Source organism: Chromobacterium sp. Ag138, from assembly GCF_055181315.1.
The window spans coordinates 3291930-3317981 of record NZ_JBUPWA010000001.1 but is presented as its reverse complement, the minus strand read 5'-3'; the positions used below and the strand labels follow the sequence as shown (position 1 = coordinate 3317981).

The 26052-nt window shown below is 55.8% G+C and carries 20 protein-coding genes; 12 read left to right on the top strand and 8 right to left on the bottom strand.

Annotated features, from left to right (window positions below):
- Positions 1-1932: a phospholipase D-like domain-containing protein gene (locus tag ACY3GB_RS15430; RefSeq protein WP_463089524.1), complete on the bottom strand. Its 1932-nt coding sequence runs from the start codon at positions 1930-1932 to the stop codon at positions 1-3.
- Entirely contained in the window at positions 1925-4855 is a 2931-nt protein-coding gene (locus tag ACY3GB_RS15425) for a type VI secretion system Vgr family protein (protein ID WP_463089523.1), read from the bottom strand. The genes ACY3GB_RS15430 and ACY3GB_RS15425 overlap by 8 nt, the downstream gene beginning before the upstream one ends.
- 243 nt (positions 4856-5098) lie before the next feature.
- Between ACY3GB_RS15425 and ACY3GB_RS15420 the strand changes: the two genes are divergently transcribed.
- The 3 genes from ACY3GB_RS15420 to ACY3GB_RS15410 all read left to right on the top strand — a co-directional run bounded on the left by ACY3GB_RS15420 (position 5099) and on the right by ACY3GB_RS15410 (position 8369).
- Positions 5099-6106, top strand: a complete 1008-nt coding sequence (locus ACY3GB_RS15420; protein ID WP_463089522.1) for a DUF6896 domain-containing protein — start codon at positions 5099-5101, stop codon at positions 6104-6106.
- Between the two features lie 164 nt (positions 6107-6270).
- Positions 6271-7212, top strand: coding sequence for a hypothetical protein (locus tag ACY3GB_RS15415; protein WP_463089521.1), 942 nt, complete (start codon positions 6271-6273; stop codon positions 7210-7212).
- Complete coding sequence (locus tag ACY3GB_RS15410; protein ID WP_463089520.1) at positions 7212-8369, top strand: hypothetical protein; 1158 nt, start codon at positions 7212-7214, stop codon at positions 8367-8369. Before ACY3GB_RS15415 ends, ACY3GB_RS15410 begins: the two co-directional genes overlap by 1 nt.
- 359 nt (positions 8370-8728) lie before the next feature.
- Here the strand turns inward: ACY3GB_RS15410 and ACY3GB_RS15405 are convergent, their stop codons facing one another.
- The 3 genes from ACY3GB_RS15405 to ACY3GB_RS15395 form a co-directional block, all read right to left on the bottom strand.
- The gene (locus tag ACY3GB_RS15405) at positions 8729-10225 is read right to left on the bottom strand and encodes a hypothetical protein (RefSeq protein WP_463089519.1); all 1497 of its coding nucleotides are present in this window, start codon (positions 10223-10225) and stop codon (positions 8729-8731) included.
- A 420-nt stretch (positions 10226-10645) separates the two neighbouring features.
- Positions 10646-12568 carry a UvrD-helicase domain-containing protein gene (locus tag ACY3GB_RS15400; protein ID WP_463089518.1) on the bottom strand — a complete coding sequence of 641 codons (1923 nt, stop codon included), beginning with the start codon at positions 12566-12568 and terminating at the stop codon, positions 10646-10648.
- Positions 12565-14658: an ATP-dependent nuclease gene (locus tag ACY3GB_RS15395; protein ID WP_463089517.1), complete on the bottom strand. Its 2094-nt coding sequence runs from the start codon at positions 14656-14658 to the stop codon at positions 12565-12567. The genes ACY3GB_RS15400 and ACY3GB_RS15395 overlap by 4 nt, the downstream gene beginning before the upstream one ends.
- A 521-nt stretch (positions 14659-15179) precedes the next feature.
- Here ACY3GB_RS15395 and ACY3GB_RS15390 point away from each other — a divergent pair.
- The 4 genes from ACY3GB_RS15390 (at position 15180) to ACY3GB_RS15375 (ending at position 18349) form a co-directional block, all read left to right on the top strand.
- Complete coding sequence (locus ACY3GB_RS15390) at positions 15180-16133, top strand: DUF932 domain-containing protein (protein WP_463089516.1); 954 nt, start codon at positions 15180-15182, stop codon at positions 16131-16133.
- A gap of 5 nt (positions 16134-16138) precedes the next feature.
- Positions 16139-16375, top strand: coding sequence for a hypothetical protein (locus ACY3GB_RS15385; protein WP_463089515.1), 237 nt, complete (start codon positions 16139-16141; stop codon positions 16373-16375).
- 88 nt (positions 16376-16463) lie between these two features.
- Complete coding sequence (locus ACY3GB_RS15380) at positions 16464-17447, top strand: YqaJ viral recombinase family nuclease (protein WP_463089514.1); 984 nt, start codon at positions 16464-16466, stop codon at positions 17445-17447.
- Complete coding sequence (locus ACY3GB_RS15375; protein WP_463089513.1) at positions 17444-18349, top strand: recombination directionality factor; 906 nt, start codon at positions 17444-17446, stop codon at positions 18347-18349. The genes ACY3GB_RS15380 and ACY3GB_RS15375 overlap by 4 nt, the downstream gene beginning before the upstream one ends.
- Here the strand turns inward: ACY3GB_RS15375 and ACY3GB_RS15370 are convergent.
- Positions 18338-18643 (bottom strand): helix-turn-helix domain-containing protein, encoded by a 306-nt coding sequence (locus ACY3GB_RS15370; protein ID WP_210563788.1) that lies wholly within the window; start codon positions 18641-18643, stop codon positions 18338-18340. The genes ACY3GB_RS15375 and ACY3GB_RS15370 overlap by 12 nt on opposite strands.
- 405 nt (positions 18644-19048) lie before the next feature.
- Here ACY3GB_RS15370 and ACY3GB_RS15365 point away from each other — a divergent pair, with 405 nt between their 5' ends.
- The 5 genes from ACY3GB_RS15365 (at position 19049) to ACY3GB_RS15345 (ending at position 23112) form a co-directional block, all read left to right on the top strand.
- Positions 19049-20686, top strand: a complete 1638-nt coding sequence (locus ACY3GB_RS15365; protein ID WP_463089512.1) for a hypothetical protein — start codon at positions 19049-19051, stop codon at positions 20684-20686.
- 54 nt (positions 20687-20740) lie between these two features.
- Positions 20741-21190 (top strand): hypothetical protein, encoded by a 450-nt coding sequence (locus ACY3GB_RS15360; protein WP_463089511.1) that lies wholly within the window; start codon positions 20741-20743, stop codon positions 21188-21190.
- A 62-nt stretch (positions 21191-21252) separates the two neighbouring features.
- Positions 21253-21522 carry a hypothetical protein gene (locus tag ACY3GB_RS15355; protein WP_166439369.1) on the top strand — a complete coding sequence of 90 codons (270 nt, stop codon included), beginning with the start codon at positions 21253-21255 and terminating at the stop codon, positions 21520-21522.
- Positions 21523-21616: 94 nt separating this feature from the next.
- Positions 21617-22114 carry a DUF3768 domain-containing protein gene (locus ACY3GB_RS15350; protein ID WP_463089510.1) on the top strand — a complete coding sequence of 166 codons (498 nt, stop codon included), beginning with the start codon at positions 21617-21619 and terminating at the stop codon, positions 22112-22114.
- Positions 22115-22209: 95 nt separating this feature from the next.
- Positions 22210-23112 (top strand): GTPase family protein, encoded by a 903-nt coding sequence (locus ACY3GB_RS15345; protein WP_463089509.1) that lies wholly within the window; start codon positions 22210-22212, stop codon positions 23110-23112.
- Between the two features lie 32 nt (positions 23113-23144).
- On the opposite strand, the gene ACY3GB_RS15340 is transcribed toward ACY3GB_RS15345, so the two are convergent.
- Together ACY3GB_RS15340 and mnmE are read right to left on the bottom strand one after the other, a co-directional pair.
- Positions 23145-24404, bottom strand: a complete 1260-nt coding sequence (locus ACY3GB_RS15340; RefSeq protein ID WP_463089508.1) for a tyrosine-type recombinase/integrase — start codon at positions 24402-24404, stop codon at positions 23145-23147.
- Positions 24405-24621: 217 nt separating this feature from the next.
- Positions 24622-25974 (bottom strand): tRNA uridine-5-carboxymethylaminomethyl(34) synthesis GTPase MnmE, encoded by a 1353-nt coding sequence (gene mnmE / locus ACY3GB_RS15335; RefSeq protein ID WP_463089507.1) that lies wholly within the window; start codon positions 25972-25974, stop codon positions 24622-24624.
- Between the last annotated feature and the right edge of the window lie 78 nt (positions 25975-26052).

The window sequence follows — 26052 nt, the reverse complement described above, 5'->3', positions numbered from 1 at the left end:
TTAATCCTTATTAGTTCGAGCAGCACTGAGTCGTGTAAATTCGACCAGAGAGGCTATGGGCGATCGGTTATTAGCTCTTGCTTTTTTATTCTCATTGATGATGTATTCCCACTTTTTAAACGCCTCTGCCGGTTTGTCCTGTGCCCCACGCCCATCCGTATGGACGTGCCACAAATTCCTCCGCAACGGCTGCGTGATCTCTGGTCGATGGTGAGCAATGTTCAGCTCGCTATCAACCTGCATGCTACGCGAATTGATATTGGCGCTGCCCAGTGTCATGAAGGTATCGTTGACGATCATCAGCTTGGCGTGGACATACACAGGCGTCCAGTCACGGCCAGGAACGGCATAGGACTCCGCGCTCATCGGGTATTTCAGCCGCACCTTTTTGCCATCGGGCGTCGTCGGCTCCGAATCCGGGGCCACCAGGGTGCACACATGCACTTTCAGCCCGGGGCGTTCTTCCGGCAGGATGGGCGCGTCACCTTTCTCCAAGGCGGTCTTTTGGGCGCTTAGCTGTTGTTTGCGGGCTTGCAAGGCGGCCTGCTTGGCTTCCAGCGCCTGTTTATGCTGTTGATACGCTTGCATCTTCGCCTTGCTGGCATAGGCGCTGGGCACAAGTTGCAGGCTACGGTCCAACTGGTTCTGCCGCAGCTCGACTTCCGTCCGGCTTAGCTTGGCTTGCACGTCATCCGCCCGTTCCAGTCTGGCGACATTGGGGATGGTTTCCGCCCGGCCCAGGCTGTTCAGCATTTCGTAGGTTTTGACCGTACCGTCACCCATACCTTCATCGCTGGAGTTGGTGACCACGAACAGGTAGAGCGAATCGTGCTTGCCGGGATCACGGCCGCAACGGGTTTGCGCCTGGGCAGCAGCCTTGATTTTCTCTGCCAAAGGGGGCCAGCGGAAATACTGGTTTTCGATGTAGATCATCGTGCTGGCGTTGTTAACGGCCTGCAGGTAAAGCCTCTCGATGTCGCGGACGTTGTATTGCGCCTGGGTGCGCAGAATCTGCCCTTGGATCGGCAGGTTTTGCGCATCATGGCGCACGGAGTAGCGGCTGAAATCCGGCTTGGGCAAGTTCTCGCCGGTTTCCTTCTTCCAGGCCAGCCAGAAGTTGGCAAACAAGTCGCCTACGATAGGGCCGGTGACGCGGCTGGAGATATCCTGTCGGGGACCCTTGCCGTTTGGCCCTTGATTCGGGGGGCTGCGTTTGTAGCTGTGCTCATCCCGGTCCCAGTACTCGTCCAGCATGTTGTGTCCCATCACGAAGCCCACCGCATGCTGGGGGTCTTCATAATCCACCACCACCATCTTTTGGTGATGGGTAACGGTGGCAGCCTGAATGGTGCTGGTGACTTTCTTCAGTTGCTTATCCGTAGCTTCATACATCGAGCGGTAGAGAATTTCCGCTCTTTCCACCAAATCAAAATCCCGCCCAACATAGCGCGGATTGGAGAGCGGATCGTGCGTTCTGCCATGCCAATAGTAGTCATACTTTCGCTGCTCAGGTGACGCGGTGGGGCTGGTGCTAAAGAGGGGCGAATAGCCCGGGGCAGGGTTTTCTGGCCCATACTGGGCAAGATTGCTCCCTATCGGCCCCATGCGCCATCCCAGCACTTTGACTTTCACCCCTTGCTTGGCCTTCTGCATGAGTAGTTCGCCGATGCAAGGCGACTTGCCATCGCGGATGAAGTACATTGACGGCTGAAAGCCCCAGCAGATGATGCAGACCGATTTTTTTGCGGCTGCAATCGCTCTATGTACGGCGCCGAATGCACGTTCCCCATTGACCAGTGGCTGAAAGCTTGCGGTTAACACATTGTATTCGGATTTGTCGACAAACCAGGGGGGCGTGATCGTGCACTGCATGGTCTGGTTTTGCGCGACGGGAGCTTTAATGGGCTTATTCGTGGTGGCCGCATCACCCATGATTTCTTCCTTTCTGCTGCGCTATACCCAGGAAATCCTCCCGCGCCGAATCGAGGAGCGACGTTCGCCCTGCATCATCCGCGCTGCCTGGCGTGTGGCCATGGAAGCCCAGATTAGCCGGTTCGCCTTGCGTGGGATTGGTGTACTCATTGGGCACCGGGATGTCGTATTTGACACCATTGGCCATCTCAAGCCGGTATTTTTGCGTGGGCACCATGTGGTCGATGTGGAGTCGTCCGCTTTCATCGAGCACATCCTTTTTCAGCACTGCGCCATCGGCAAACAAGGTAAACGGCATGCCGGCCCAACTGCTTTTCATCCCTTGCGCAGCCTGATCGATCTGTATCGTCAAAGGCGACTTGGGCAGACTCTTGGGGAAGGCTGGGTGCGCAATATTGAGCAGATCCGGGCCGCTCAGGTTGTGGCTGGCGCCCTTCACGCTGACGGTGCCAGGGCAATGCACCTCGATATTGCCGCCCGCGAGTCGGATGTAGGCGCCGCCGCCCGCGTTGAGCAGGATTTCCTCCTTGGCCGCGATGGTGATGCGGTCCTTGCAGGAGGTGATGGTGACGTCCTTGTCAGCGGTCCACTCCATCGCATCGCTTTGCGCCTGAATCTGCACCATGCCCTTGGCGGCAATCAGCTTCATCGCCGCTTTGTCTTTCACCCCGGCGACGAACAGGCTGATGTGCTTGCCCACGTTGTGAATCCAGCGCCGGCCGGTCGTGTGGTTGGCATCGCGTTGGGCGACGAGGTTGAGGTTGGCGCCTGCAGCCAGCGTTTGGCTCTGCTCGGTCAGGCTGGCGATGCCGGCGGGGCCGGACAGGACCAGTTGCGGTTGCTGGCCAGCCTGATCTTTCGCTGTCTTGCCGTCTTTGTCGGTATTGCTGCCAGCTTCCCAGGCGGCCAGGGCATCCAGCTGATGCTGCATGTGGCCCTTGGCTTTCTTGCCGGCTTTGGCGTTATCCTCGCCGACTCCGTCCGGGCCGGTTTCCATGGTGTCGGCCAATTGGGTGGTGGCGGTTTCGGCCAGCGCCTGGCTGAGTGCCACTGCGGATTGCAGCTGGCTTTGCGCGTGCTCGCGCGCCAGCTGTTTGCCGCCTGCGCCGTTCTGCGCTTCAGTGGACAGCAACAGGCCGTGGGCGGCGCGGATGGCGCCGTGGTTGTCGGTGCGCAGTTCGAAGCCTTCGCCGCGCGGCTGGGCCTTGCCGTTGCTGCGTGGATGCGTCAGGAAGCCCTGGTTGAGCTGAGTCTTGCCTGGTTCACTGGATAGCTTGGCACGCACCTCACCAGGGGTGTCGTCGAACAGCAGCTCGTTGTAGCCACCACCTTGATGCTCCTTGGACTTGATGCCGGATAGCGTCTTGTTGGCCGGCAGGCTGCCGGCGCCGCTAAAGTCCGGTGGCGGATGGCTGCCGTTGTATAGCACGCCGGTAATCAAGGGCCGGTCGATGTCGCCCTCGATGAAGTTGACCAGTACCTCCTGGCCGATGCGCGGGATGAACTGGTGGCCCCATGCCGCGCCGGCCGACGGCATCGCCACGCGCAGCCAGCAGGAAGACTTGTCATCCATCCCCGCGCCGATGGTGGGATGTTCCTCCGGCCGCTGCCAGTGAAATTGCACTTTGACACGGCCTTGCTCGTCGGTATGCACTTCTTCGCCGGCTGGACCTACCACGGTGGCGGTTTGGCTGCCCTGGCTAGTCGGCTTGGCGTGCCTTGTGCCGGCATAGGCCGGCGTCAGCGGGATGCCGCGGCGTTGCGCCTGGATCGAGGTCGTGAACGGAGCGGCATCCTGCTCCGCGCCGATATGCTGCGCCAAGTCGGTCGGCAGGTTGTTGCGCGCCTGGAAGCTTTGTCCGGTGACGACAAATTCGCGGCTTGCGGGTGCATCGCTATCGTGGGCAGGGTGTTCGTCCAGGCGGAACCACTCGCCCGGCAGTAGGCCACGCACCGAGCCCGTGCCGCTGAACGACTTCGCTTGAAGGTCATTGGCCTGCTGCCGTAGTGTGGCGTATTGGCCCAGTTGCTCCTCATCGCCGGCGTAATACAGCCCTGGCGCGTCGTAGTGCGTCAGGCTGCTTTGCAAAGACTGGCCGGCTTGTCCTTGGTCGATACGGCTTTGGTCGCCGCTCTGCAGGGCGTATACCGGTTTGTAGTCGTAGCTGGCCAACGCAGTGTCTCTGGGCACGATCTGGCGCGCGGCTTCCCAGCCGGTAAGACCATCCTCTTCTTCGGTAGCATCGCTGCGGTGGAAGCGCACCCGTTCCAGCTTAGAACCCGGCAGGCTGTGGGCATCATCAAAGATGGCCAGTTCCACTTGTGGTCCATCGTCATCCAGGTGAAGGAAACGCCACGCGTAGCCTTCTTCATGAATCAGTCTGACGATGAAATCAAAGTCGCTCTCGCGATATTGCAGCGTGTAGCTACGGGGCTGGGCGGGTTTGACCTGGATGTCCAGCGTCTGCACGCGGGCGAAGGTGGGATTGGCGGCTTGATGCTCTGAGAGTATCTGCTTGACGATGTCCGGAACCGACAGATCCTGAAACACTCGGGAGGTCTTACGGTGGCGCAGCAGTGCGAAGGGCGGCTCGATGGTCAGCTCGTACTTGGTGAAGCCGCCATCCGATCCCGTCAGCCTGGCCTGGCTGACCACGCCGCAGCGGATAACTTCGTCGCCATCTGCGTCCCGGATCCCGATGCGAGCAGGCTGGCCCAGCAGAGTCTTGAGCTCGATATTGCCATCCGGTGACAGGCACGTCAGCGTGTAACGGTAGGGCTTGGATACGCCTTCTTCGCCATCTAGGCTCAACGGCAGCAGCTGTTCGGGGGCGATCTGGCCGCTGCCCAGTTCCAGCGTGAGTAGCCGTTGTTCTTGATTGAAGGCAGAGGCGAAGCTGGCCAGCAGTGCGTTTAGATCCATCGGGAGCCCAAAAAAAAACACCCTCCAAAGAGGGTATGTCATTGAACTAAAAAGATTTAAAGATTTTATGGAATAATTAAGATATCACACAAGGTTAAGTTCACAAAAAATTAGCCACCCTGTACTAAGGTACAGCAACACTTGTTTTGTTTACGTTTTATAAAGGGCACTCTGCATCTTTGCCGGCTAGCAATGGTCGTCGATAATTCTAACCATTCCCGAGGCTTAGGTATTGCAAAAATCATGGACGAACAGCTTGCTCAGTTAATTTCTGATTACCAACGGGCAGTGGGCACTGCTGTTTTGCTTATGTCAGAATCTGGCATTGAAAGCCCATCAAACATCAGTGACCTACTCCATCTGGATATCCCTGCTTATGGGGAGTTGAATGGAGGAATTAGTTATTTCAAACACGGGTTTGGCTATCGGGTACATCTACCTGAGGGAAAAGTTGAATTTGATTTTGGTGAGAATGGCGAGATTGATGGATTTGATGAATGGCGCTTGTGGCAATTTTGTCAGCAGCACCCGAGCGTTTATGCGTTTGACACGCAGCAGTCACTCTCAGTTTTCATTAAGCACGCCCTTGAAGAAAAACAGCTTGTCGCATCCGCGCATAATCTCTACTACGTAGTCGACTCTATAAAATTGCTGGGTGATAAGGTTGCCAATATTTTGAAAGAAGGGTGCGCTCTTCCCCATAAAACGCGAGATAGCGTGTTGACACTTGCCTCTCAGTGTTTTGAGTCAGCAGACCTGATGTTACGACACTACGAAAAAATTAAACAACTCTTAGAAAAGGAAAAAAAGCTCAACAATACTAACGGCATCAAGTTCCGAGTGTATCTCCTTTCCTGGCTCGGATATTTACACACGACCGCTGATGGGTTTAAAAGTCTGAATATGCGGCTTCTTCTACAAAAGAAGCGTCCAGCAGGCTTTCTAGAGCTTATTGCCAAGTGTAATGAACTTGGTAAGCTAGAGAAGCGACATGCTGATGAGTTACGAGAATTGCGTAATGATATTTTTCATCTTCGAACTAATGATAAAGCAATTAGTCAATTTTTTTCAGAAGAAGGAAAGCGAATAGAGTGGGCTAGAGCATTACATGCTGCGCTTTCCTCATTTTTCTCAGATTACAGAATCATCGCCGAAGTACACTATCTATGCAGTGGGCGACTGGGGGAGAGTCAAATAAGGCAGGAGAGCATGAATCGTCGAAAAAAAAGTAGAAAAGTAGCCGTAGTCTGAAAAATTTTCACAATAGTGCTGGCAACATTTACTTTGCTCAGTACTTTATATCATTCTCCCAAGAAATGACATGAGCGAATCGATTCAATGATGCTATAATAGTGGAATTTTAAATATTACACCGCCCGGTAAAAGGTGATGGGTAGTAGTAAAAAGGAAAAACCATGGGTGAAGATTCAAAAAAATCAGGTGAAATCGGAGAAGCTTTAACTAAAGCTTTTTTGGAGAAGGTTGGCTGGATTGATCAGCTTGAATGTATCAAAATTTACTGCAATAGCACAGAGCATAAAACACCTAAAGAAAATGATCGACGTACTCATGGGGATGACCGTGTTCTCATCTCTCATAGTCCATTTTATGATCAACGAACTGACGTCATTCACATATCATCAAAAAATAGTTTGAATGGCTATCCGCAAAATCACAACGAATTAAGAAAGACATTTAAAAAACACATCGAAGAACTGAATGAGATAATTAGTTGTGCCAAATATGACAGTGCTCTTCTTGACTTAGTGAATAGTTATACTCCTCGCCGATATACTGAACACATCGGCTTGCTCGTATGGACTGACTCAAGTCAAGAAACAAAAGACAAAGACATACTTAAAATTGTTGCATCGTCGCAGCTTGATGAAAAATGCACGCATGATGTTTATTTTTTGGATGGCGCAAGAATTGACTTCATCTATAAAGTTATTGACCACATCAATACTGAGATAAGTGATAAAAATATTGACTCTTACGACTTCTATTGTCCAGACCCAGGTGGGCTCTTATATCAACAAGAGGAACGATATAGGAAAAATCTGCCTCTTGAACTTATGATGTCAGAAGTAATTCCAATCAGAGGAATACAGGGAGATAAGCATAAGCTTTACCTATATGCCAACCAAGGATTTGATACTGATAGTTACAGAAGGCTATTGGATCTAGCCTTGGGGTTTGCAAATGCTTGGCCCCGAGAAATTCATATCGGTTTTACTGATTACAATGAAGCTCATCATTTTAATGAGGCTCGATCTGCAGAATTATCTTACAGCAGACGAGATAAAGTCCTTAAGCCATTCTGCTTCAACAAATCCATTCTAAACGAGCTCGTCTAATGGAAAACAAGAATAATCCATTCGAAAAACTAGATGCCAGTCGTTGCTTACCACATGGCGATCAGCTTCGCATTCTATTAAATAGCGACCACATCACATATGGGGATGTTGCTAGACTAGCTCGTAAGAAAGGCTTTTTCAATGCGAATACTGAGAAAAATAAAAATATCCCAATTCTAGCTGCTTCTATTCTCAAACCAATTGAATTGGTCGAGTTGCTATCCAACTCAACTTCACGCGAATTGGCAGTTAAAGAAAATCTAGATGAGATTGAGCTTATAACTACCAATACCAACTGGATTGATCCATTAAAAAGTTTTGGTGATATCTTAGCCAATAAATTTCATGAGCTGGATAGGCCGGGTCTCAGCTTTAATCAAATCCCGCACATACAGTTCAACGGCAGAAATGAAGCCAGCATAAAGTATTCAGTCAATCGCCTTGACTATAGCCAAGATTTACTAGACAGAAACCAAGATTTCATAGCCGAGATAAAAATAAAGCAAGAAGATGGAAAGCTCAAACTAGATTTAATAGCGCAGCACACATCAAAAGATACATATCGCATCAATCAGCAAATTGTAACCGCATTAACAAAGCACTTCCAAAATGAAAAAGTGACCAATTCCGATGAGACAAAAAAAATTCTTTTCGGCCACTTCTCCAATAAAAACAGAACAACTTTCCTACTCAGGTTAGCTGGTGGCTTTCAAGATAATACTCTACCAGGTAAAATATTAGATGGCAGTATCAAAAGGAATACTAGAGAAACAATACTCGCCCACGATCTTGAAGTAAAGTGGCTTGATGGAAATGTCAAAAATATCGCATTTGATGGCGAACAGATAAATAGCATTATCATGCTGATTTCTGAAAAGTATTACAACTATTTCTTCTTGACAAAAATTAAAGTAAAACACGAATTTACTATCGGAACTAATAAAGGATGTTGTGTAATTTCCTACGGCTTTAGCAGAACACGAGACCTAGAAAATCTGCATAACTGTGAGTTTTCTTTTCACATTGACAGCCTTTCAATCGATGAAGCAAAAAACCTGAAAATACGAACTACTATCCGAGAAAAAATATCTTCTTTAATCAGAAATAAAGTAAAAATCGAAAAAGAAGATCTTTCTACCCCACAATCTTCTCTTTAATTGAATAGTGTAAGCTGTATTTACAGCGCTAACTGCAACATTCATTATGAATTTAAATGTGCGTATCAAACGATAGGGTTTATATCTCATTTACTAGTCGTTCGAAATAAAAAGAGAGGCGATGCCTCTCTTTTTTAATTACTCTCCACGCGCTATACATAATTAATTACAGCTTGATCAACGTGCTCTTTCGCTCCTTACTATTCAAGAGCGTCCATGTGCACCGGACGTCGGCTCATAAACGCTCTCCTAACGCCAGATGAATTATTCTGTTATTACCACCGCACGTAGTCGGCTACTGTCATATCTTGAAGTAAATCAATGCGACCACAGTGGGAATTTGTTATTTTGATCTAGCGTTATACTTCATTAAGGGGATGCCGAAGGAAATGCTCCCGCAAGGCATTAGCGATGGCTTTTTCCTTATGCTTGATGGCCAAGGCATTAACTGCGGCCCCGTTCATCCACTTTATTGGACATTTCGTTCGTTTCTTCTGTTCGGCGCTGAGCCGAAAAAGAGCCTCTGGCGAGAAGTCTCCTGAAGTCCATATTTCGAACGACAAGTTGGCCTCTCTGAGGTGGGGCTGTGCTCTAAGGTGGGCTTGTATCGTCGGAATTTTAGACAGCCACTTTCCAACTTCTTCATCTGTCACTATTCCACCTGGTTCACGACCCTTGCACTCGATTGCAATGCAGTCAGCTTTCTGAGCAGTGATTTTCAAGACGTCGATGTCTGCCTGTGTTCCATTCGCTGGGTCCATCGCACGGATTCCCATGTCTATTGAAACTGCATCTCGCCTCGCAAGATAGCCAGCAATTAATTCGAATAGAGGCCCGCGTAAGTTTCCTGCGCGCCCTTCAATTTCGCGGAGGCTGTTCATAAGACCAACAAGTCGGTCCGGTGTATCTGACGACGCGTATGCGGCTGCACGGTTGAGTGTTTCGAGAAGAATTCTCAGCGCCTCACCGACACGTGGACCAAATAGTGCCCCTGGCGTAGCCATCAGTACTCCGGCTGCATGACCAGTAGTAAGTGCAGAACCGGTAAAGCCATCTGCGATAAGAACCGGCAGTACTGTCGCCCCAGTAAGGGTTACGTGTAACGCTCTGGCCTTTCTGAGGAAGTACTGAATGTGATACTCGTCTAATATTCCTTCTGAAAATACATCAGCCACTAGGAAGCCTGGGCTACCTACTTTGCCTCGTCGTAATGGAAGAAGATAACTTGGCCCCGTGAGATCGAAATTGAATTGCTGAATTGGTTCAAGTTCGGGCTCGCCACGGATGCGAATCTGGTTGTACGAGGCTGCTCCGATGCGACGCGCCCACTCTCGGAGGCCATCCAAGATGATTCTCTCAGCCACGCTACGCGACCTTATCCCATCGATATCGGCGTGACCAATTTCGTAACGCTTAACAACGACGATACGCTCATCCCTGAGACTTCGCTCGGCAAGTAGACCTGCGTCGATAAGCCGCTCTAACACGGTAGCACTGGTGACCTGCTTCTTGACTGGGCGAGCAGTTGCACCACTTACTACCGGGAACTCTCCGAGACTCACAGCTCCCCGGCGTGCAAGAACACCATCAAGTGCCATTCCGTACACTGACCCAGTGCTACGAAGGTCGCGTTGAAGCGCTTGCCAAAAACGCTCTTCGGTGCGCTGAGCTTCGATGTACATAAAGCGAGCGCCTTTCGGCAGCAGGGGAACAGGGAACGTCCGAATCGGTGGCTTGACCCGAGAGACCCGCTTGCGTGCAGCGTCGGGCAAGAGACCCTGCGAGATAAGCCATGCCGCTACATTTGAGGAAAGATGCGGCCCCTCTGCTTCCAGATAGTCTTTAATGCTCTGCATGTCCCACCTGTCACACAGCTTAATTTATAACCAGTACTACCACTGTTGGCTCTTTTTTCGAAGATGCTATATATTTTCTTTTAAATCATGATGTTAGTTTTTTCCTGCCGGGAGGGCGTGTCCGGCTGTGTCCAAAGGCTCTGTCTGGACGACCTCAATTCAGCCTGATATGGGCACTTGGCCGTCAGCGAAAGTCAGCGGCCCGCATTCTCTATGCAGCAATAGTCGGCGTAGTATCGTCAAGTGATGACCTGCGCGATCGCTTGACGAAGAAACCTGCCAAACAATCTACGTGTGGAAATCAGACAACGCGGTCAGTAAAAACTAGAACCGAATCAGTCCGTTTAAGGCTGCCGATTAAACTCATCCGACGGAACTGCCGTAGACGTCCGAAGAAGGGGAAGGGCCGTAACATAAATGTCAGGTCACTATCTCGATATGCCATCCTTTGCTTGCGAGAGCCTCTCTCAGAGTCTGGGGAACTCGGCTTTCGTTCGCCGCAAGGCATAGCAACTTCGTTGGTCGTGACATTGCAACATAAAGGTTTCGCATTTGCGCCTGTTGCGTTTTAGGGAGCTTTGCGAGCTCCTTCGACGCCACCCCTGCGATGTACTCAAGGCCAAGTGCAACATCGAACTTCCGACTCGTCCCTCCATACGACTCCAAGACCAGGGATGCGGTATGTGTCTCGCCCTTCATTCCAGCGACCGTACCGAGGCCAAAGTCGAGGCTCCTCCCTTGGTGGGTAACCTGACACCTTGTCGTGGCTGCAGCGGTCAGCGCCGCGGATACTCCTGTGTCCTCGAAAACGCTAAGCGCCTTAAACGCATCGAAGCCGAGTGCGTCGGGAAGGTACGGCTTGAGCCCCGCGTACAACAGCTGAAGGAGAGTGTCTCGCTGACCGCCTAAACAGAGGACCTCGCCGGAAAGTACGAGCTGCCGAATAAGTTTTTCAATTGGCCCAGTAGGTGCGACTGTGTTTGCAGCCCGAGGCAGCATCCGCGCATCACGAATGTCTTGCGCCAACGATGCCCCCGCCGCACGAAGAACGAGCAGAAGAGCCCTGCGGACGTCGGAGACTCGTGAGTTCAACGATGTCTCCTGCAGAGTCCTTCTGGCGTCGCCGACGAGGCCCCAGAAGCATTCCGAACGCATGCCCGCAATTTGTTGACCTGCTACATACGTCGGCCAATAGTCTGCAAGATGACGCCCAGGGTCGACCTTGCTCTCACCAGTCTTGCGAGCGCTCATCGCCTTCACTTCGTGGGTGCCGATGTCTTCCGCAGTCATGCGGTCTAGGACCATGCGTCCATAGTGTGCGACCACCTTTGTTGTATCGGCAGTGGCGTACAGGAGAAGGACTGGGGGATGGGTGGTAACGCCTTCACCGACGACCGCTTCGCCGCTAACACGGATGCTTCCCACGGCAACGGCAATTGAAGTGCCAAACCGTTTACTGGTACTGATGCGGCCGTACTCATCCCGAGGGAACGTGAGGAGTTCGACGTTCTCCTCGTCCGAGAGAATCTTCTGGTCGACGTCTCCGAATCGCTGCATCACAGACTTGCCATCGAAGATACGGTTAAGGAAGGACTCCTGCTCCCAGGACGTGTCCTGCATCTCGTCGATGAATACCATGGGGAAGCGTCGATGCACTACATCAACCAAGTGGGGGCAGGTCTTGAGAGCCAAGTCCGCATAAGCGAACATGTCGCGGTGCCGAAAGATGCCCGCCTTCGTCAGCATATTCTTTAGACTCATCAGGGACTTGTACGAGGCCGTGTGCGCCGCAGGCAGGCTGCCGCTTTCAATCTGCACCTTCAACTCTGCCGTTCGATAGAACAGCGTGGTGGCGATGCCCTCTCCGTTGCTCTGCTTCTCCAGATACATGCGAAGGCCGGCGAACCGCCCCAACTGGAGTAGAGACTTGGCCTTATCGGCGAACACCAGGTCATCGATGACGTCGACCTTCTGCCCCAGGCTTCGCAACATGGGCATTGCAAAGAACTGGTTGACGAAGCTGTGGATGGTTCCGATGAAGTGGGGATAGCTTAGAAGCTGCGCGCCCTCAGCCGTCTCCGCTAGGCGGTGCGCAATCTCATCGCGGGCAACGTTGGTGTGGCTGAGGACACAGATGCCGCGGCGCGCATGCGGCCACTTCTTTGCGAGCAGCAGAAGCTTGGCAGCAAGCAGCGATGTTTTCCCGCTGCCTGGCACCGCGTTGAAGTCTCGCGAGCCGTTCTCTAGCAACGCGCTACGGCGCTCCGCGTCGTCGAAGTTCAAGTCCTTGGCTAGCATCGCCAACTCGGCCAGGTCGTCTGGCCAGAGGCTAACCGCGCTCACTTGCCGTCCCCCCGAGTGCCACTTGCTGCCGCGCTGAGCGAAACTGCTTGGGCTGCCGGTGCGGTTGCCACTTGCCCCAGTGTCGTTGCAGCTGCCGCGGCACCATTCTGCGTGGTCGTAACGGTCGGGTTGGCCGCTCCGGCTCCAGTACCAGATGCCGTTGTGGGCTTCGGCGCTGGAGCGATGGTTAGGTGAGAGAGAGCCGTTTGCAGGTACGGAGGCAGCATCTTGAACAGGTCCTCGCCAGTCCCGTATGCGCCCGTGCAGACCAAGTAAGCTGCATACTGAGCTGCGATAGCCTTCGAAGCTTCATTTACCTTGAGCGGCTGATAGATGATTGCTGCAAGAGCTTCGGGTGAATGCTTCTCGTCCTTCAACTTTATCCAGCTCGCCTCTGCTGCTGCGAGAGTCGCAATTTCATCCTCCTCTTCGAGGCGTTCGTCGCGAGATTTGGCTTTGACGGCAAGAGAAATAGCCAAGTGCATCAGCTTCGTGCAGCCGTAGAGCGCGAGGTCGTACTCGAGAGTCCAACGGTCAGACACGCAGACGATTGTGTTGCCGCCCTCGGCCCGGTTCTTCTTGTTCTGCACGACTTGAGCCATCTCAAGCGGGGAGTAATCCGAGTCGAAGCGTTTCCCTTTGGCGGGCTTCGTGACATAACTTTTCGCGACGTCGGGCACGATGTCCCGGTCAGTCAGACAGACAACTGGGATCGGAATGTCCGGGCCGGAGCCCTCGCGCTGGAGGATGCGGGCATAGTGATACAGACCGATGTGTCCAACGTTGACTATCGATACACCGTGTTTGGAGAATGACCGACCGCACATTTCAGCAAGGGCCGGTACCAAGATGGCTTCAGCAGCCCCCTCCACCATCATGACGCCGCGAGCGAAGAACAGGTTCGCCTTCGTTGCATCAATGAACCGGCGCAGGAAGGAGTAGTCAGTTTGTCTGAGCTTGGTCTTGCCTGCAGCTAGAGGGAAGGTCTGAGCCTTGTTCACCAGCGTCAAGTCTTCGATACGTGCGGTCGATACTAGCGAGGGGCTGTGGGTTGTCATAATGACTTGCACCCGCTTCTGCGCTTGGCCCTCGCTCGAGTGCTCTTTCAAGAGATCCATCACGCGCTCTTGCATTTGAGGATGTAAATGGGCCTCGGGCTCCTCTATGAGCAACAGGGCCAGTTCCTCTCCATCACGCAGCAGAACCAGTTCCGTCGCCATGAACAACGCATTGTTGTAGCCAAGCCCTCGTGTGCAACGGGCTTCAGGGTTAATGTGTGCTCCAGGCAGCAGGGATAGCTCGAATTTTTCGAGGATTGGTGTCAGCGAAAGGTCGGGGGCAATACGGATACGCGATTGAAGGGCATCGCCGGAGAACGCAAATTGGCTCAGGTAGTTCTCGTTAATGTCCTTCTCAACGCTTTTGACGACTTTATGCTCACCCAGGTGGTGCTGAGTGAACGCCATCAGCCCGACCAGACTCTCTGGGATGTCTTTGGGCGCCTCCTTATCAAAGTCGTTCACTTCCTGACCGACAATGTTGTTATGGGCACCAAGAATCTGAGACAGCCGTGATTGGCGACCTGGTCGAAGTTCAGCTTCTGCGTCCCGTAGCGGCTTCAAATAGGTCGCCCGCACCAGCTCTCTGACCGCATAACCAACCTCCGGGCCGGTGCCGTTGGCTCCCGTCCGAACGATAGTGTCGACTCGAGCACGCTTCGTTGCTTGTGGCGGGTGGTAACGCGCTTCCAGGTGAAGGATGAGCACGCAACCTCCATCCATCCCAAGGGTCAGCCACTCAAGGACTGATGCCTCCTGGTCTGGACTCAGGCCGCACAGCGTGGCTTCTATGTTCAGGGTATGAGAGCGATCCGAGCCCTGTATGTGAAAGTCCTGCTCGAAGAGTCGGATGGGCTCGTAACTAGTCGTCAGCAGCACTTGGCGAATAGCGTCGACGATGCCGGATTTTCCTGCATCGTTCTCACCAACAAGGATGTTTAGTCCAGGATTGAGTTCCCAGTCCAGTGAAGGCGCAGATGAGTCGTCACCAAATGCACGGTAGTTACGCGCACGAATGTGCTTTAAGTACATATGCTCCCCTCGCTAATTATTCACGCCCTGAGTTGCCACTCTTTGGTGCCTCATGAGCTTCATACAAGGTCCGATAAGGAGGCTCCATGCTCAAGCTATCTGCCATATCTTCAAACTAGGGCCGCAGGAGCAACTATTTAGATTGGCTGTACGGCTGACCTTTTGAATGGCAGTTTCTGGCCGACAATAGCAACGCCATGGCAATGGCATTTTCAACTGCTTTGGCAGGTATATTCTCAATCGAATATCGCGATGAAAGGCGGCTCTACTTAGTCAGCCGCCATTGAATCCGCTATGGTGTACGCATTCGCTATTGGTCAATAGCAGTCATGCTAGCACAAAGGCATGATCGGCTGCTTTGGCCGACAAGTAGGCAGCAAGGGGCCCACTCATGCGGATACTTCTTCCGACTCAAAAAATTTTCAGCCACATATCACCTCCCTGAGCTACCACCGGGCTATCGCCCGCATTCGTTCATCGCCCCGGTCACGCGCCGGGGTTTCTATTTCTGGGAGAGTGAAATGGCGCATCTAGTGGAAACCATGGCCTACGTTGGCGCGACACCGTGGCATGGGCTGGGCAATCTTTTGTCTGAGGGGCTGCCGGTGGACATCTGGCAGCGCGAGGCGGGGATGGACTGGACCATCGAGCAGAGCGACGTGCTGTTCAATGTGTCGCCGGGCGGCATGCATATCCGGCCACATGCCGATGCCAAGGTGCTGTACCGCTCGGATACCTTCGCACCCTTGTCGGTGGTCTCCAACCGCTACAAGGTGGTGCAGCCGCATGAGGTGCTGAGCTTTTACAACGATCTGGTGCATGCCGGCGGCTTCGAGCTGGAAACTGCGGGCGTATTGAAGGGCGGGCGCAAGCTGTGGGCACTGGCGCGTACCGGCCAGGAGACCCAGATTCGCAGTGGGGATCAGGTGAAGGCCTATCTGTTGCTGGCCACCAGTTGCGACGGCACGCTGGCCACGACCGCACAATTCACCTCGGTGCGGGTGGTGTGCAACAACACCCTGCAACTGGCGGTGGGTAACAACAGCGGCGCGGTGAAGGTGCCACACTCGACGGTGTTCGATCCCAAAATGGTCAAGGAAGTGCTGGGGATCGGCCTGTCGTCCTGGGATCGTTTCATCGGCAACTTGAAGCAACTGAGTCAGCGCACGGTGTCGCCGCAGAAGGTGCAGCAGTTCTTCCAGGAAGTGATGGGAGAGACAGTGGTAGACGAGGACAGTCTGCCGATCTCCAAGACCACCCAGCAGTTGATCGCGCTCTACAGCGGTGGGGGCATGGGGTCGATGCTGACCGGCACCCGCGGCACCGCCTGGGGGCTGCTCAACGCGGTAACGGAGTATGTCGATCATCACCGCCGCGCCCGCAATCAGGACTATCGGCTGGACTCCGCCTGGTTCGGCCAAGGCGCACAGCTGAAACAACGCGCGCTGGAGCAGGCGCTGGCCTTGCTGGAGTAAACGCCATGCACACCGACTCTCTACAACCGTTATCGCCAGGCGATGCGCCGCTGCTGCAGATCATGATCTGCATCTCCGGCGGCATGGTCAGCGCCGTCTACGCCTCGGATGCAGCGTGCACCGTTACGGTCGTGGACTGGGATGATGCCGCGGACGACGGGGCTGACTATTTCCCGCTGAAGGGCTTTGCCAGCCGAGCGGCGTGCGAAGCCCAGCTGCAGCAGCTGATTTCGGTGGGCTGAACGCCTCCCTTCCGTTTTACCTGTTTCCCTTTCCTTCCCGCCCGGTCTGGCCTGCGCCAGATCGGGCGTTATGCTTTTGGAGCGCATCATGCGTGAACGTTACGGCCAGGCGCTGCGCCTGGCATCCACCTTGAAGCTGTCGCGTGAGGCCTGGCTGGCGATTCGCCGCCAGGGCATTGGCTCGTCCGACGCGGCGGCGGCCATCGGCCTGTCGCCGTACAAGTGCGCGCTGTCGCTGTGGCTGGAGAAGACCGGCCGCAAGGCGCCAGAAGACCTGGCGCAGAAAGAGCCGGTGCTATGGGGCACGATATTGGAGCCTGTGCTAGCCGGGGTCTACGCCCAACGCACCGGACGGAGAGTGCGTCGCGTCAACGCCGTGCTGCAGCATATCGAGCATCCCTTCATGCTGGCCAACCTGGACCGCGAAGTCGTTGGCGCCGATGCCGGCGTCGGCACCCTCGAGATCAAGACTGCCAGCTACCACTCCGCCCCGCAGTGGGAAGAGGGCGTGCCCATCGCTTACCAATGCCAGGTGCTGCATCAACTGGCCGTTACCGGCCATGCCTGGGCCGATGTGGCGGTGCTGATCGGCGGCCAGGATTTCCGCATCTACCGGATCGAACGGGACGAAGACAAGATCGCCGATCTGATCGAGCGTGAAGCGCGCTTCTGGCAAAGCGTGGAGCGGGACGAGCCGCCGGAACCGGACGGCTCGGACGATGCCGGCCAGGCATTGCAATGGCTGTTTCCTCAAGACAGCGGCACCACGGTGGATCTGTCCGAATCCAGCGAAGGCACCGCGCTATTCGACACCCTGTTGGCGCTGAAACTGCGCCGCGAGGACATCGAAGCGCAGGAGGCCTATGCCAAGCAGCAACTGCAGAACGTGATGGGCAGCGCCAGCACTGCCGTGTTTGCCGGCGGCCGAGTGAGCTGGAAGCGGACCAAGGATCGCACCCTGACCGACCTGGAACGATTGGGTCTGGAGCGGCCAGAGGTGCTGAAGCAATACAGCAAGACGGTGGCCGGCAGCCGCCGTTTCCTGCTGCAAACCGAAAGGAACGCATCATGATCAAGGGACTCGCCATCACCCCGCCCGTCATCGGACGGATCAGCATCGGCAAGCTGGTGCAACGCCACGACAAGCTGCTGCCGGAGAAGGACGACAGCTTCACCCTCACCACCCAGGTGCAGAATCGCGACGGTTGGCTGCTGCACCCGTTGCATCAACCACTGGCCGAGCAGGCCAACAACGGCAAGATCCGCGCCATTCCGGTGCGGTTGCCGTTCAACAGCAGCGAGCTGAACCTGCGCGCCGAATACAGCGCCTTCGACCGCGCCAGCGGGCGCCCGCTGTGCGTCGGTAACGGCGAAACCGCACGCCGCGTGACCCCGAATGGCCTGGAGGAAGCCGCCTGCGCCGGCCCGGATCGCTGCGCGTTCGCTCGCGATGCCGGCTGCAAGCTGTATGGCCGGCTCAATGTGCAGGTGGAAGGGCAGCAGGATGAGCTGGGGACGTTCATTTTTCGGACCACCGGCTACAACTCGGTGCGCACGCTGGCGGCCCGGCTGCATTACTTCGAAGCCGTCAGCGGCGGCCTCACCCGTTACCTGCCGCTGACGCTGCGGCTGCGCGCCAAGAGCACCGCCCAGTCCTACCGCACCCCGGTCTACTACGTCGATCTGACGCTGCGCGACGGCCAGAGCCTGATCGATGCCGTCACCCAAGCGCGTGCCGAAGCCGAACAGGCCGAGTCGGCAGGCGTCGATACCGCGCAGATGGAAGCGATGGCCAAGCGGCTGCTACAGAACGGCCAGTTCGAAGAGACGGAAGAAGACGTGCCGCAGTTGCTGGAAGAGTTCTATCCGGAAGCGACCCCGGAGGGGGAGTCACAGGCACCCGCTACGCCGATTCGGCCGGCGCGACTGACGCGGCAACTGGGCAAAGTTAATGGAACAGAACTAGTCCGCTAGCCATGCATGCACGTTTGCCCGCTGTTCTTCGTGCAGTTGGGTAAACGCCAGAATCCACTTCGCGAGTTCATCATCCTCGGCATAAAAGTAGGCAGTCGGTACGCCCAGAACTGCCGCCAGATGCTGGGCGATCTGATAATCGGCTTTATGGATGCCCAACTCGTAACGATTGATGCGAGTGCTGGCGACAGAAGGATCCAGCCCGGCCTGAATCCCTAACTGCTTCTGAGACAACCCCGCCTTCAACCGCGCTTCCTTCAGGCGCATTCCCCAGATTTCGTTGTGGCCAGCCATCTTCTAGTCCTCATTGATGCAAGAGGACTACGAGAATCGTTGTCAAATTTCTTCAGGCATACTACGATTTTCGTAGTTTTCTTAAGAAAAGGGCCTGGATGCGTGTTTGCACGCATGAAAAGACGGCAATGCCATGGGGCACAGCACGAAATCAGAGGGGCGATTGCGTATTCGTTTTACGACCAACAGGAGTTCTTCATGCAACAGTGCATGCCCAAACATCCCGTCAAACCCATCCATCCCTTGCTGATCGCAGCGGCTTACCTGCTCTACCACGCCCTCTATTCAGGACGATTCGGCCGGTTCGGGCGGATTTGCCTGGCCGTGGCCATGGTGATGAGCCTAGTAGGACAGCTGCCTCAGCCTCCCTTCCCAACTCGGATAATGAATAAGGAGTAATGGCAGATGAAAAACCAATCAGCTTTACCCAGCCTGCTGGCCGTTACCAGCAGCGCGCTGCTACTGAGCGCCTGCGGAGGTGGCGGTGGCGACAGCAACGCGTCGAGCACGACGCCCACCCCGACACAGCAGATTTCCGGCAAGGCCATCGATGGCTATCTGGTCGGCGCAACGGTTTGCCTGGATCTGAACGACAACGGTGTCTGTGATCCGGGCGAGCCCAGCACCACCACTCAGGCGGATGGCGGCTACAGCCTGCCAGTCAGCGGCACCGTCACCGGCAAGAAGCTGTTGGTAATGGTCACGTCTTCGACCAAGGATCTGTCCCGTCCCGGTTACACCTTCCCGGCCAGTTTCACCCTCAGCACCATTCTCAGCGATACCGCCAATCAGCACGTCACGCCGCTGACGTCGCTGGTGGCGGCGCAGATGGAGGCTGGTCTCAGCCGCGCGGCGGCGCAGCAGAACGTGGCAACGCTGGTGGGGGGCTCGGTCAATCTGAACGCCGATTACATCGCCGGTCAGGATAGCGCGACCTCAGCGCTGGCCAGCAAGGTGGTGGACAAGATCACCACCTTCAGTACCAACGGCAAAACCGATCCGGATACGGTGCGGGCGGTATTGAACGCGATCACCGCGAAGGGCAATGTCGATCAGGTCACGCCAGCCGACGTGATGGCGCAAGCCAGCCTGCCGGTGTACAGCCGCAACGTCGATGCGGCCGCCATCCTCAAGGCCGGCACCTATAGCTGGTACGGTCTGTTGAATGGCAGCGGCGCTCAGCCGGTGGCAGTTCGCGAGCTCGACACCTTGAGCAATACCGGTTACCAGAACCAGCAGCAGAAGTACGTCAGCCCGCAATGGCAGGCCATGGTCTGGGGGGAGTTCTCGCCCAACGCCGGCGAATATGAGCTGAAGGCCGATGGCAGCTGGACCGACTTTCTCAGCAACCAGAACCCGGAGCCGATCTGGACATTGCAGCAGGTGGACGGTAACGCCATCACGGTAACGAATCCGCTGACGGGCATCAGTGGCCGCTTGGAACTGCGCGCAGCCAAGCTGGATGGCAAACCGATTGCCGCGGTGATGAAGGGACAATTGGATAGCGCGCTGCTGGGCCAGATCCATGGCAGCTTCGCCATCGGCAGCACCGGCTACACCACTTTCATTCGTCGCAATCTGGATCAGGTCAGCATCGCCGACTGCCATCCCGCCACCCACAACAACCAGCCCTGCAATGTGATTGGCGATCCGACCCAGTCATACCGTGCCGTCGATCAGGTGTTCGGCCTCGACATCCCAGTCAGCAGTAACGGCAATCTGCTGCGGTTGAACACCGATGGCACCGCCGTCATCCGCGATGCCAATGGTCAGGTGCTGACCAGCCAGGTCCGCTGGAGCCGGTTGGCGCGCAACGCCAATGTGCTAGTGCTGAGCATCGCGCTAAACGATGCCAAGGCGGCCCAGTTGAACCAGCTGGATGACATCCAGGCCGGCAATCAGATCGCCATCGCGCTGCGCGCCGGCCATCTGCAACTGGCGCTGGTGGAGCCGGCCAGCATCGACCGCGGCGGCATCGCCTTCTCGTCGTCCACCTTCGATCAGTTCTTCACCGCGCTGAAAACCGCCCTCGGCTGGAACTGACGGCATACATCGCCCCGAGAGCGGGGCGATCCATCTTCTATATAGGGAGCCAGAATGAAACCGCTATTACTCACCGCCTTGGCGGCACTGATCGGCCAGCAGGCGCTGGCCTTTGGCGAAACCGGCCGCTGGAGCAGCGGCTGGGGTCAGGGCGTGTCGGAATACATGGTCAAGGATGCCAAAGGCAACCAGCTCTACATCGCCTGCAACAACGACGGACAGACGCCGGCCATCATGACGTTGACGGTGGGCGGCAAGGAATACGGCTACGGCAGCAATCAGGACTTCGTGCTGATCATAGACGGCAAGGCGCCGCTGGCGCCAAGCGATGCCGGCTCGAATGCCGGCGGCGACAACTTTCGCTTGGCTTGGGAGGGGATCCGCAAGGCCAAGACCCTGGCGGCTAAGACTGTGGATGGCAAGGTCGTGCCGTTGCCCTTGACCGGCGCGGCCAAGACGCTGCCGTCCAGCAAGAGCAAAACCTATAGCTGCGTCACCTGGTAACGCCACGGCGGGCGCGGACTTTTTGTCTTCGCCCGCCTTATTCATCCGATCCCCGACAACCTATGAAAACCCCTTACCTGATTTTCTCACTGCTCACGCTGCTGGCCGGCTGCTCGTCCGGCTACGACAGCGATGTGCAAGAACGCTTCGTCAACGGCTGCATGGGGCGGGGCGCAACTCGGTCCTACTGCAGCTGCATGCTCAAGGTTTACGAAAGCCGCCATACGCAGGACCAATACGTCGCACTGGAAACCGAGATGAGGCTGACGGGTACCATCCCCGCCGGCTTCAGGGAAACCATGCTTGCCGGCCTGCAGCAATGTCGGCCCTGATGGACCACTACAGAATCGGCTGAACGCCTGCCCCTATCTACCCCTTGCCCCTGGTCTGGCCTTGCCGGACAGGGGCTTTTTTGCGAGGACACTGATGATGAATCACCGCATTCACACCCTGGATGGTCTGGTCTGCCCGTTTCAGGACGCGGCGGGTATCCGCAGCTGGCTGCAGTCGCTGATGCACAATCAACGCCTGCCCGCGCCGGACGCCATTCTGCTGCAGGTCAACCGGCTGCCGCAAACCGGCGCCTGGCTGCTGAACCAGCTAAAGATCGCCGAGCTGAATGACCAACTGCGGCACAGCTTGCCATTCCCCTCATCCCGACTGGGCCAGGTCTGCTGCACCCAAGGTTTCGCCAGCCTGGAACAAGCTGAACGCTTCATTGAGGCAATCCGCCAGATGAAGGACTTCAGCGCAGACAACGATCCCTACCTGGAACATGACTTCGGCCAAGTCGAAATCGATGGCGTCGCCGTGTTCTGGAAGATCGACTACTACGCGCCGGACTCCGAACAGGGCAGCGAAGTGCCGTGGGATGCCGAGGCGACCCGGCGGGTGATGACGCTGATGCTGGCAGAGGAGTATTGAGTCTTCATCCAGGTCAGCCCGCGCTTGATGTCCTTCTTATCCGACCTCGTCGCCACACAGTCTATGGCGGCGCTTTTATTTGAAGGGAACATGCCATGACGGCAGAACACCCATCTTCGAAACCAATGGCAGGCTTGCCACCTCTTGAGGAGGATGCCTCCTGGGACCAAACCTCTCTTCCGCCACCGGAAGCTCTGCAACGACTGCGACAGCAAATCGCCCAGGCCGTGAATTATCAGGTCACAGTCGGCGTACTGGGCAAAAGCGGCGCGGGCAAATCCAAACTGTGCAATGCCCTGCTGGGAGAGGAGGAAGTCGAAGTCTTTGCCATTGCCGCCGGCATCGCGAGCCCGCAGGAAATCACATTGTTATCGCTGCAAGGCAAGGGCATTTCATTGTTGGACATGCCCGGACTGGGCGTCAGCCAGCAACGCGACCAAGCATACGCAAAATGCTACCGCGAGATGTTGCCCGAGCTGGATCTGGTCCTGTGGCTGATAAAGGGAGACGATCGGGCACTTGGCATCGACGATATGTACTATCGCGATATCGTACTGCCCGCAGTGCTTGAGCGGCAGCTGCCCGTCTTGTTTGTTGTGACCCAAATCGACAAGATAGAGCCTTGCCGCGAGTGGGACTGGGGCCTCAAGATGCCCGGACCCTATCAGCGGATGAACATCGAAACCAAGCTGCTCAGTCTACGGCGCCGGTTTAAGCTGATGCCGGGTCAGATTTGTGCCATCTCAGCGACGGAGGGAGCGGGCCTGAACGATCTGGTAGACAAGCTGGTGCAACTCTTGCCCGGCGACAAAACCTGGGGCGTGACTCATGAGGCTTGGCTGGATGATGGCGCTCAAGATGTTTGGCAAGCTACCGCCGGAAGCCAATGGACGATGGTAAAAACCGCCACAGCCGGCCTAGTGCGGATCGGGCTACAACAGATAGCTTATTGGTTTAATCATTTTGTTGACAAGCTCTTTAGCAGTGCGCGCAAGTGAGTCACTTACTTCACACAAGGGCGACTTTGCTATCAAGCAGATCGAAAAAGAGGCGTAACTTTGGCACCTTCAATCTGCACCTGAACAAAGTCAGCCCAAGCCTGCAAGATCATCTTGCGCTGATCGGCATACTGCGCTCGGTTGTACACTCCCTTGATGCCATTGATCTTGTGCGCCAACGCCTTCTCAATGGCGTCAGAGGGGTGCCCCATTTCATGCAAGTGAGTAGATGCCGTCCGTCGGAAATCATGCAGCACAAAATGCTGAACATCCAGCGACAGAGCGCGTACGGCCTGGTTAAGTGTGCTTTTGGATATTGGCTTATCTTCAATGCCGCGCGGGCTTGGGAACAGATAAGCTGAATGTCCCGCGTAAGCACGTAGCTCATTCAACATTTCCACTGCTTGTCGAGATAGGTACACTCGGTGTGGCTGGTCCTTCTTCATGCGCTCGGCGGGAATATCCCAAATTCCTACCTCCAGATCGAACTCATCCCATCGCGCCTCAGTCAGCTCTGATTTACGCACCATAGTGATAACCAGCAGATGCAGTGCCAACTTCAAGGCTTGACGAATATCTGAACCATAGATCCCACGAAGTACTTCACCAATTTCCTTTGGAGTCAACACTCTAGTTCGGCTCTCCTCGGTTGCAATGAAACGTGCAACTAATGCAGCAGCCGGATTGTTTTCGGCCATCTGTTTGGCAACTGCAAAATCATACATTCGCTTAAGTACATTTCGGGTCAACAAGGCCATCTTTGGGGAACCGCGCGACTTGATGCGCTCGCATAGCTCCAATACATCGGCTGGCTTTACCTCACCCAGAGGCGTTCCGCCAAGGACTGGGTATACATCCTTGCTCATAATGCGCTTGATGGTCCGGGTATAGCTCTCAGACTTTCCCGGCAACTGATCAGCCTGCCACGCCTCAGCAAACGCCCTCACTGTATTCAGCTTTTCAGTCTTGGCTGCCTGCACTGCGCGCTTGGGTGACTCCCCCATAGCCACCAGAGAAGCCCACTCATCGCGCTGCTTACGCGCCTGCGCCAAGCTGATCTCAGGGTAACTACCTATCGTCAAGGTCGGCTGACGCACACCGTGCAATTGATATCGATAACGCCATATCTTGGCCCCACTGATCATCACCTCCAGCAACAAGCCTCCCGTATCGCTGATGCGATAACGATTGGTCTTAGGCTTGAGTGCCTTAATTTTGGTATCGGTCAATGGTGTGGCTTGGCGTGGCATAGTTCTCGCTCGATTGGGTGTCGCAGACAGTTTCGCAACCATACACATCTCGACCAGGTCCCTTTTTGAGCATCAATAGCCATAACAGAAGGCATATAGGTACACAAAAAAATCAGATCAGAAATATGTGTACCGTATTGTGTACCCAAAACAACTGGATGTCCATGGAACACATCGGACACAGCCGCACCTAAAATCCAATAAACAAAAGAAAAATCAAGCTACACCAGAACATCACCGGATCGCTTTGGACATGATGCTATTTTCCGATGCAGAACCGGGAGAAGATCACGCCCAGCAGATCGTCGGCGGAAAACTCGCCGGTGATCTCGGACAGCGCGTTCTGCGCCATCCGCAGCTCTTCGGCGAAGATTTCCACCTGCTCCCAGTCGGCTTCGGCCAGCTCCAGGTGGTCGGCGGCGCGGGCGATGGCGTCCAGATGGCGCTGGCGCGCCAGGAACACGCCTTCGTCGGCGCCGCTGTAGCCTATCATCTCCAGCAGCTTGGCCTTGAGAACGTCCACGCCGTCCAGCGTGCGGGCGGACAGGCGCACCAGCGGATGCCCGTCCTGCATGCTCAGGCCGGCGGCCTCGCCGGACAGGTCCACCTTGTTGAAGACCTGCACCCTGGGCAGCGCCGGCGGCAGCCGCTCCAGGATCGCCTGCACTTCGGCGGTCAGACCTTCGCGGCTATCCACCAGCAGCAGCGCCAGATCGGCGCGCTCCACCGCCTGCCAGGTGCGCTCGATGCCTATCTTCTCCACCACGTCGTCGGTGTCGCGCAGGCCGGCGGTGTCGATCACGTGCACCGGCACGCCGTCGATGACGATCTCCTCGCGCACCGTGTCGCGGGTGGTGCCGGCGATATCGGTGACGATGGCGATATCGTCGCCGGCCAGCGCGTTCATCAGGCTGGACTTGCCGACATTGGGCTGGCCCACCAGCACCACATGCATGCCCTCGCGCAGGATGGCGCCCTGCTTGGCGGTGGCCTGCACCCCCACCAGGTGCCCCCGCAGGCGGCGCAGGCGGCCGATGGCGTCGGCCTGTTTCAGGAAGTCGATCTCTTCTTCCGGAAAGTCCAGCGTCGCCTCCACCAGCATGCGCAGGTTGATCAGCTCGTCCACCAGGCCGTGCACCTCGCGCGAGAACGCGCCCTTCAGCGATTTCAACGCGCTCCTGGCCGCCGTTTCGCTGCTGGCATCGATCAGGTCGGCCACGCTCTCGGCCTGGGCCAGGTCCAGCTTGTCGTTGAGAAAGGCCCGCTTGGTGAATTCGCCCGGCTCGGCCAGCCGTGCACCCAGCTCCACGCAACGCGCCAGCAGCATCTTCAGCACCACCGGGCCGCCGTGGCCCTGCAGCTCGATCACGTCCTCGCCGGTGAAGCTGTTGGGTCCGGGGAAGAACAGCAGCAGGCCGTTGTCCAGCGCCTGGCCGTGGCCGTCGAAGAAGTCGGTGTAGGTGGCGTAACGCGGCTTGGGCGTCTTGCCATTGGTGATGGCCTGCGCGAACGGCAGCAAGTCCTTGCCGGAGACGCGGATCACGCCGACGCCGCCGCGTCCCGGAGCGGTGGCGACGGCGCAGATGGTGGCGGGGGTGTAGCTGAGGTTCATCGGCATTCCTTCGATGCTTGGCCGCGGACGGCGGGCTGGTACACGGGCGGACATCGGGCATCAAGAGTCGGCATCGCC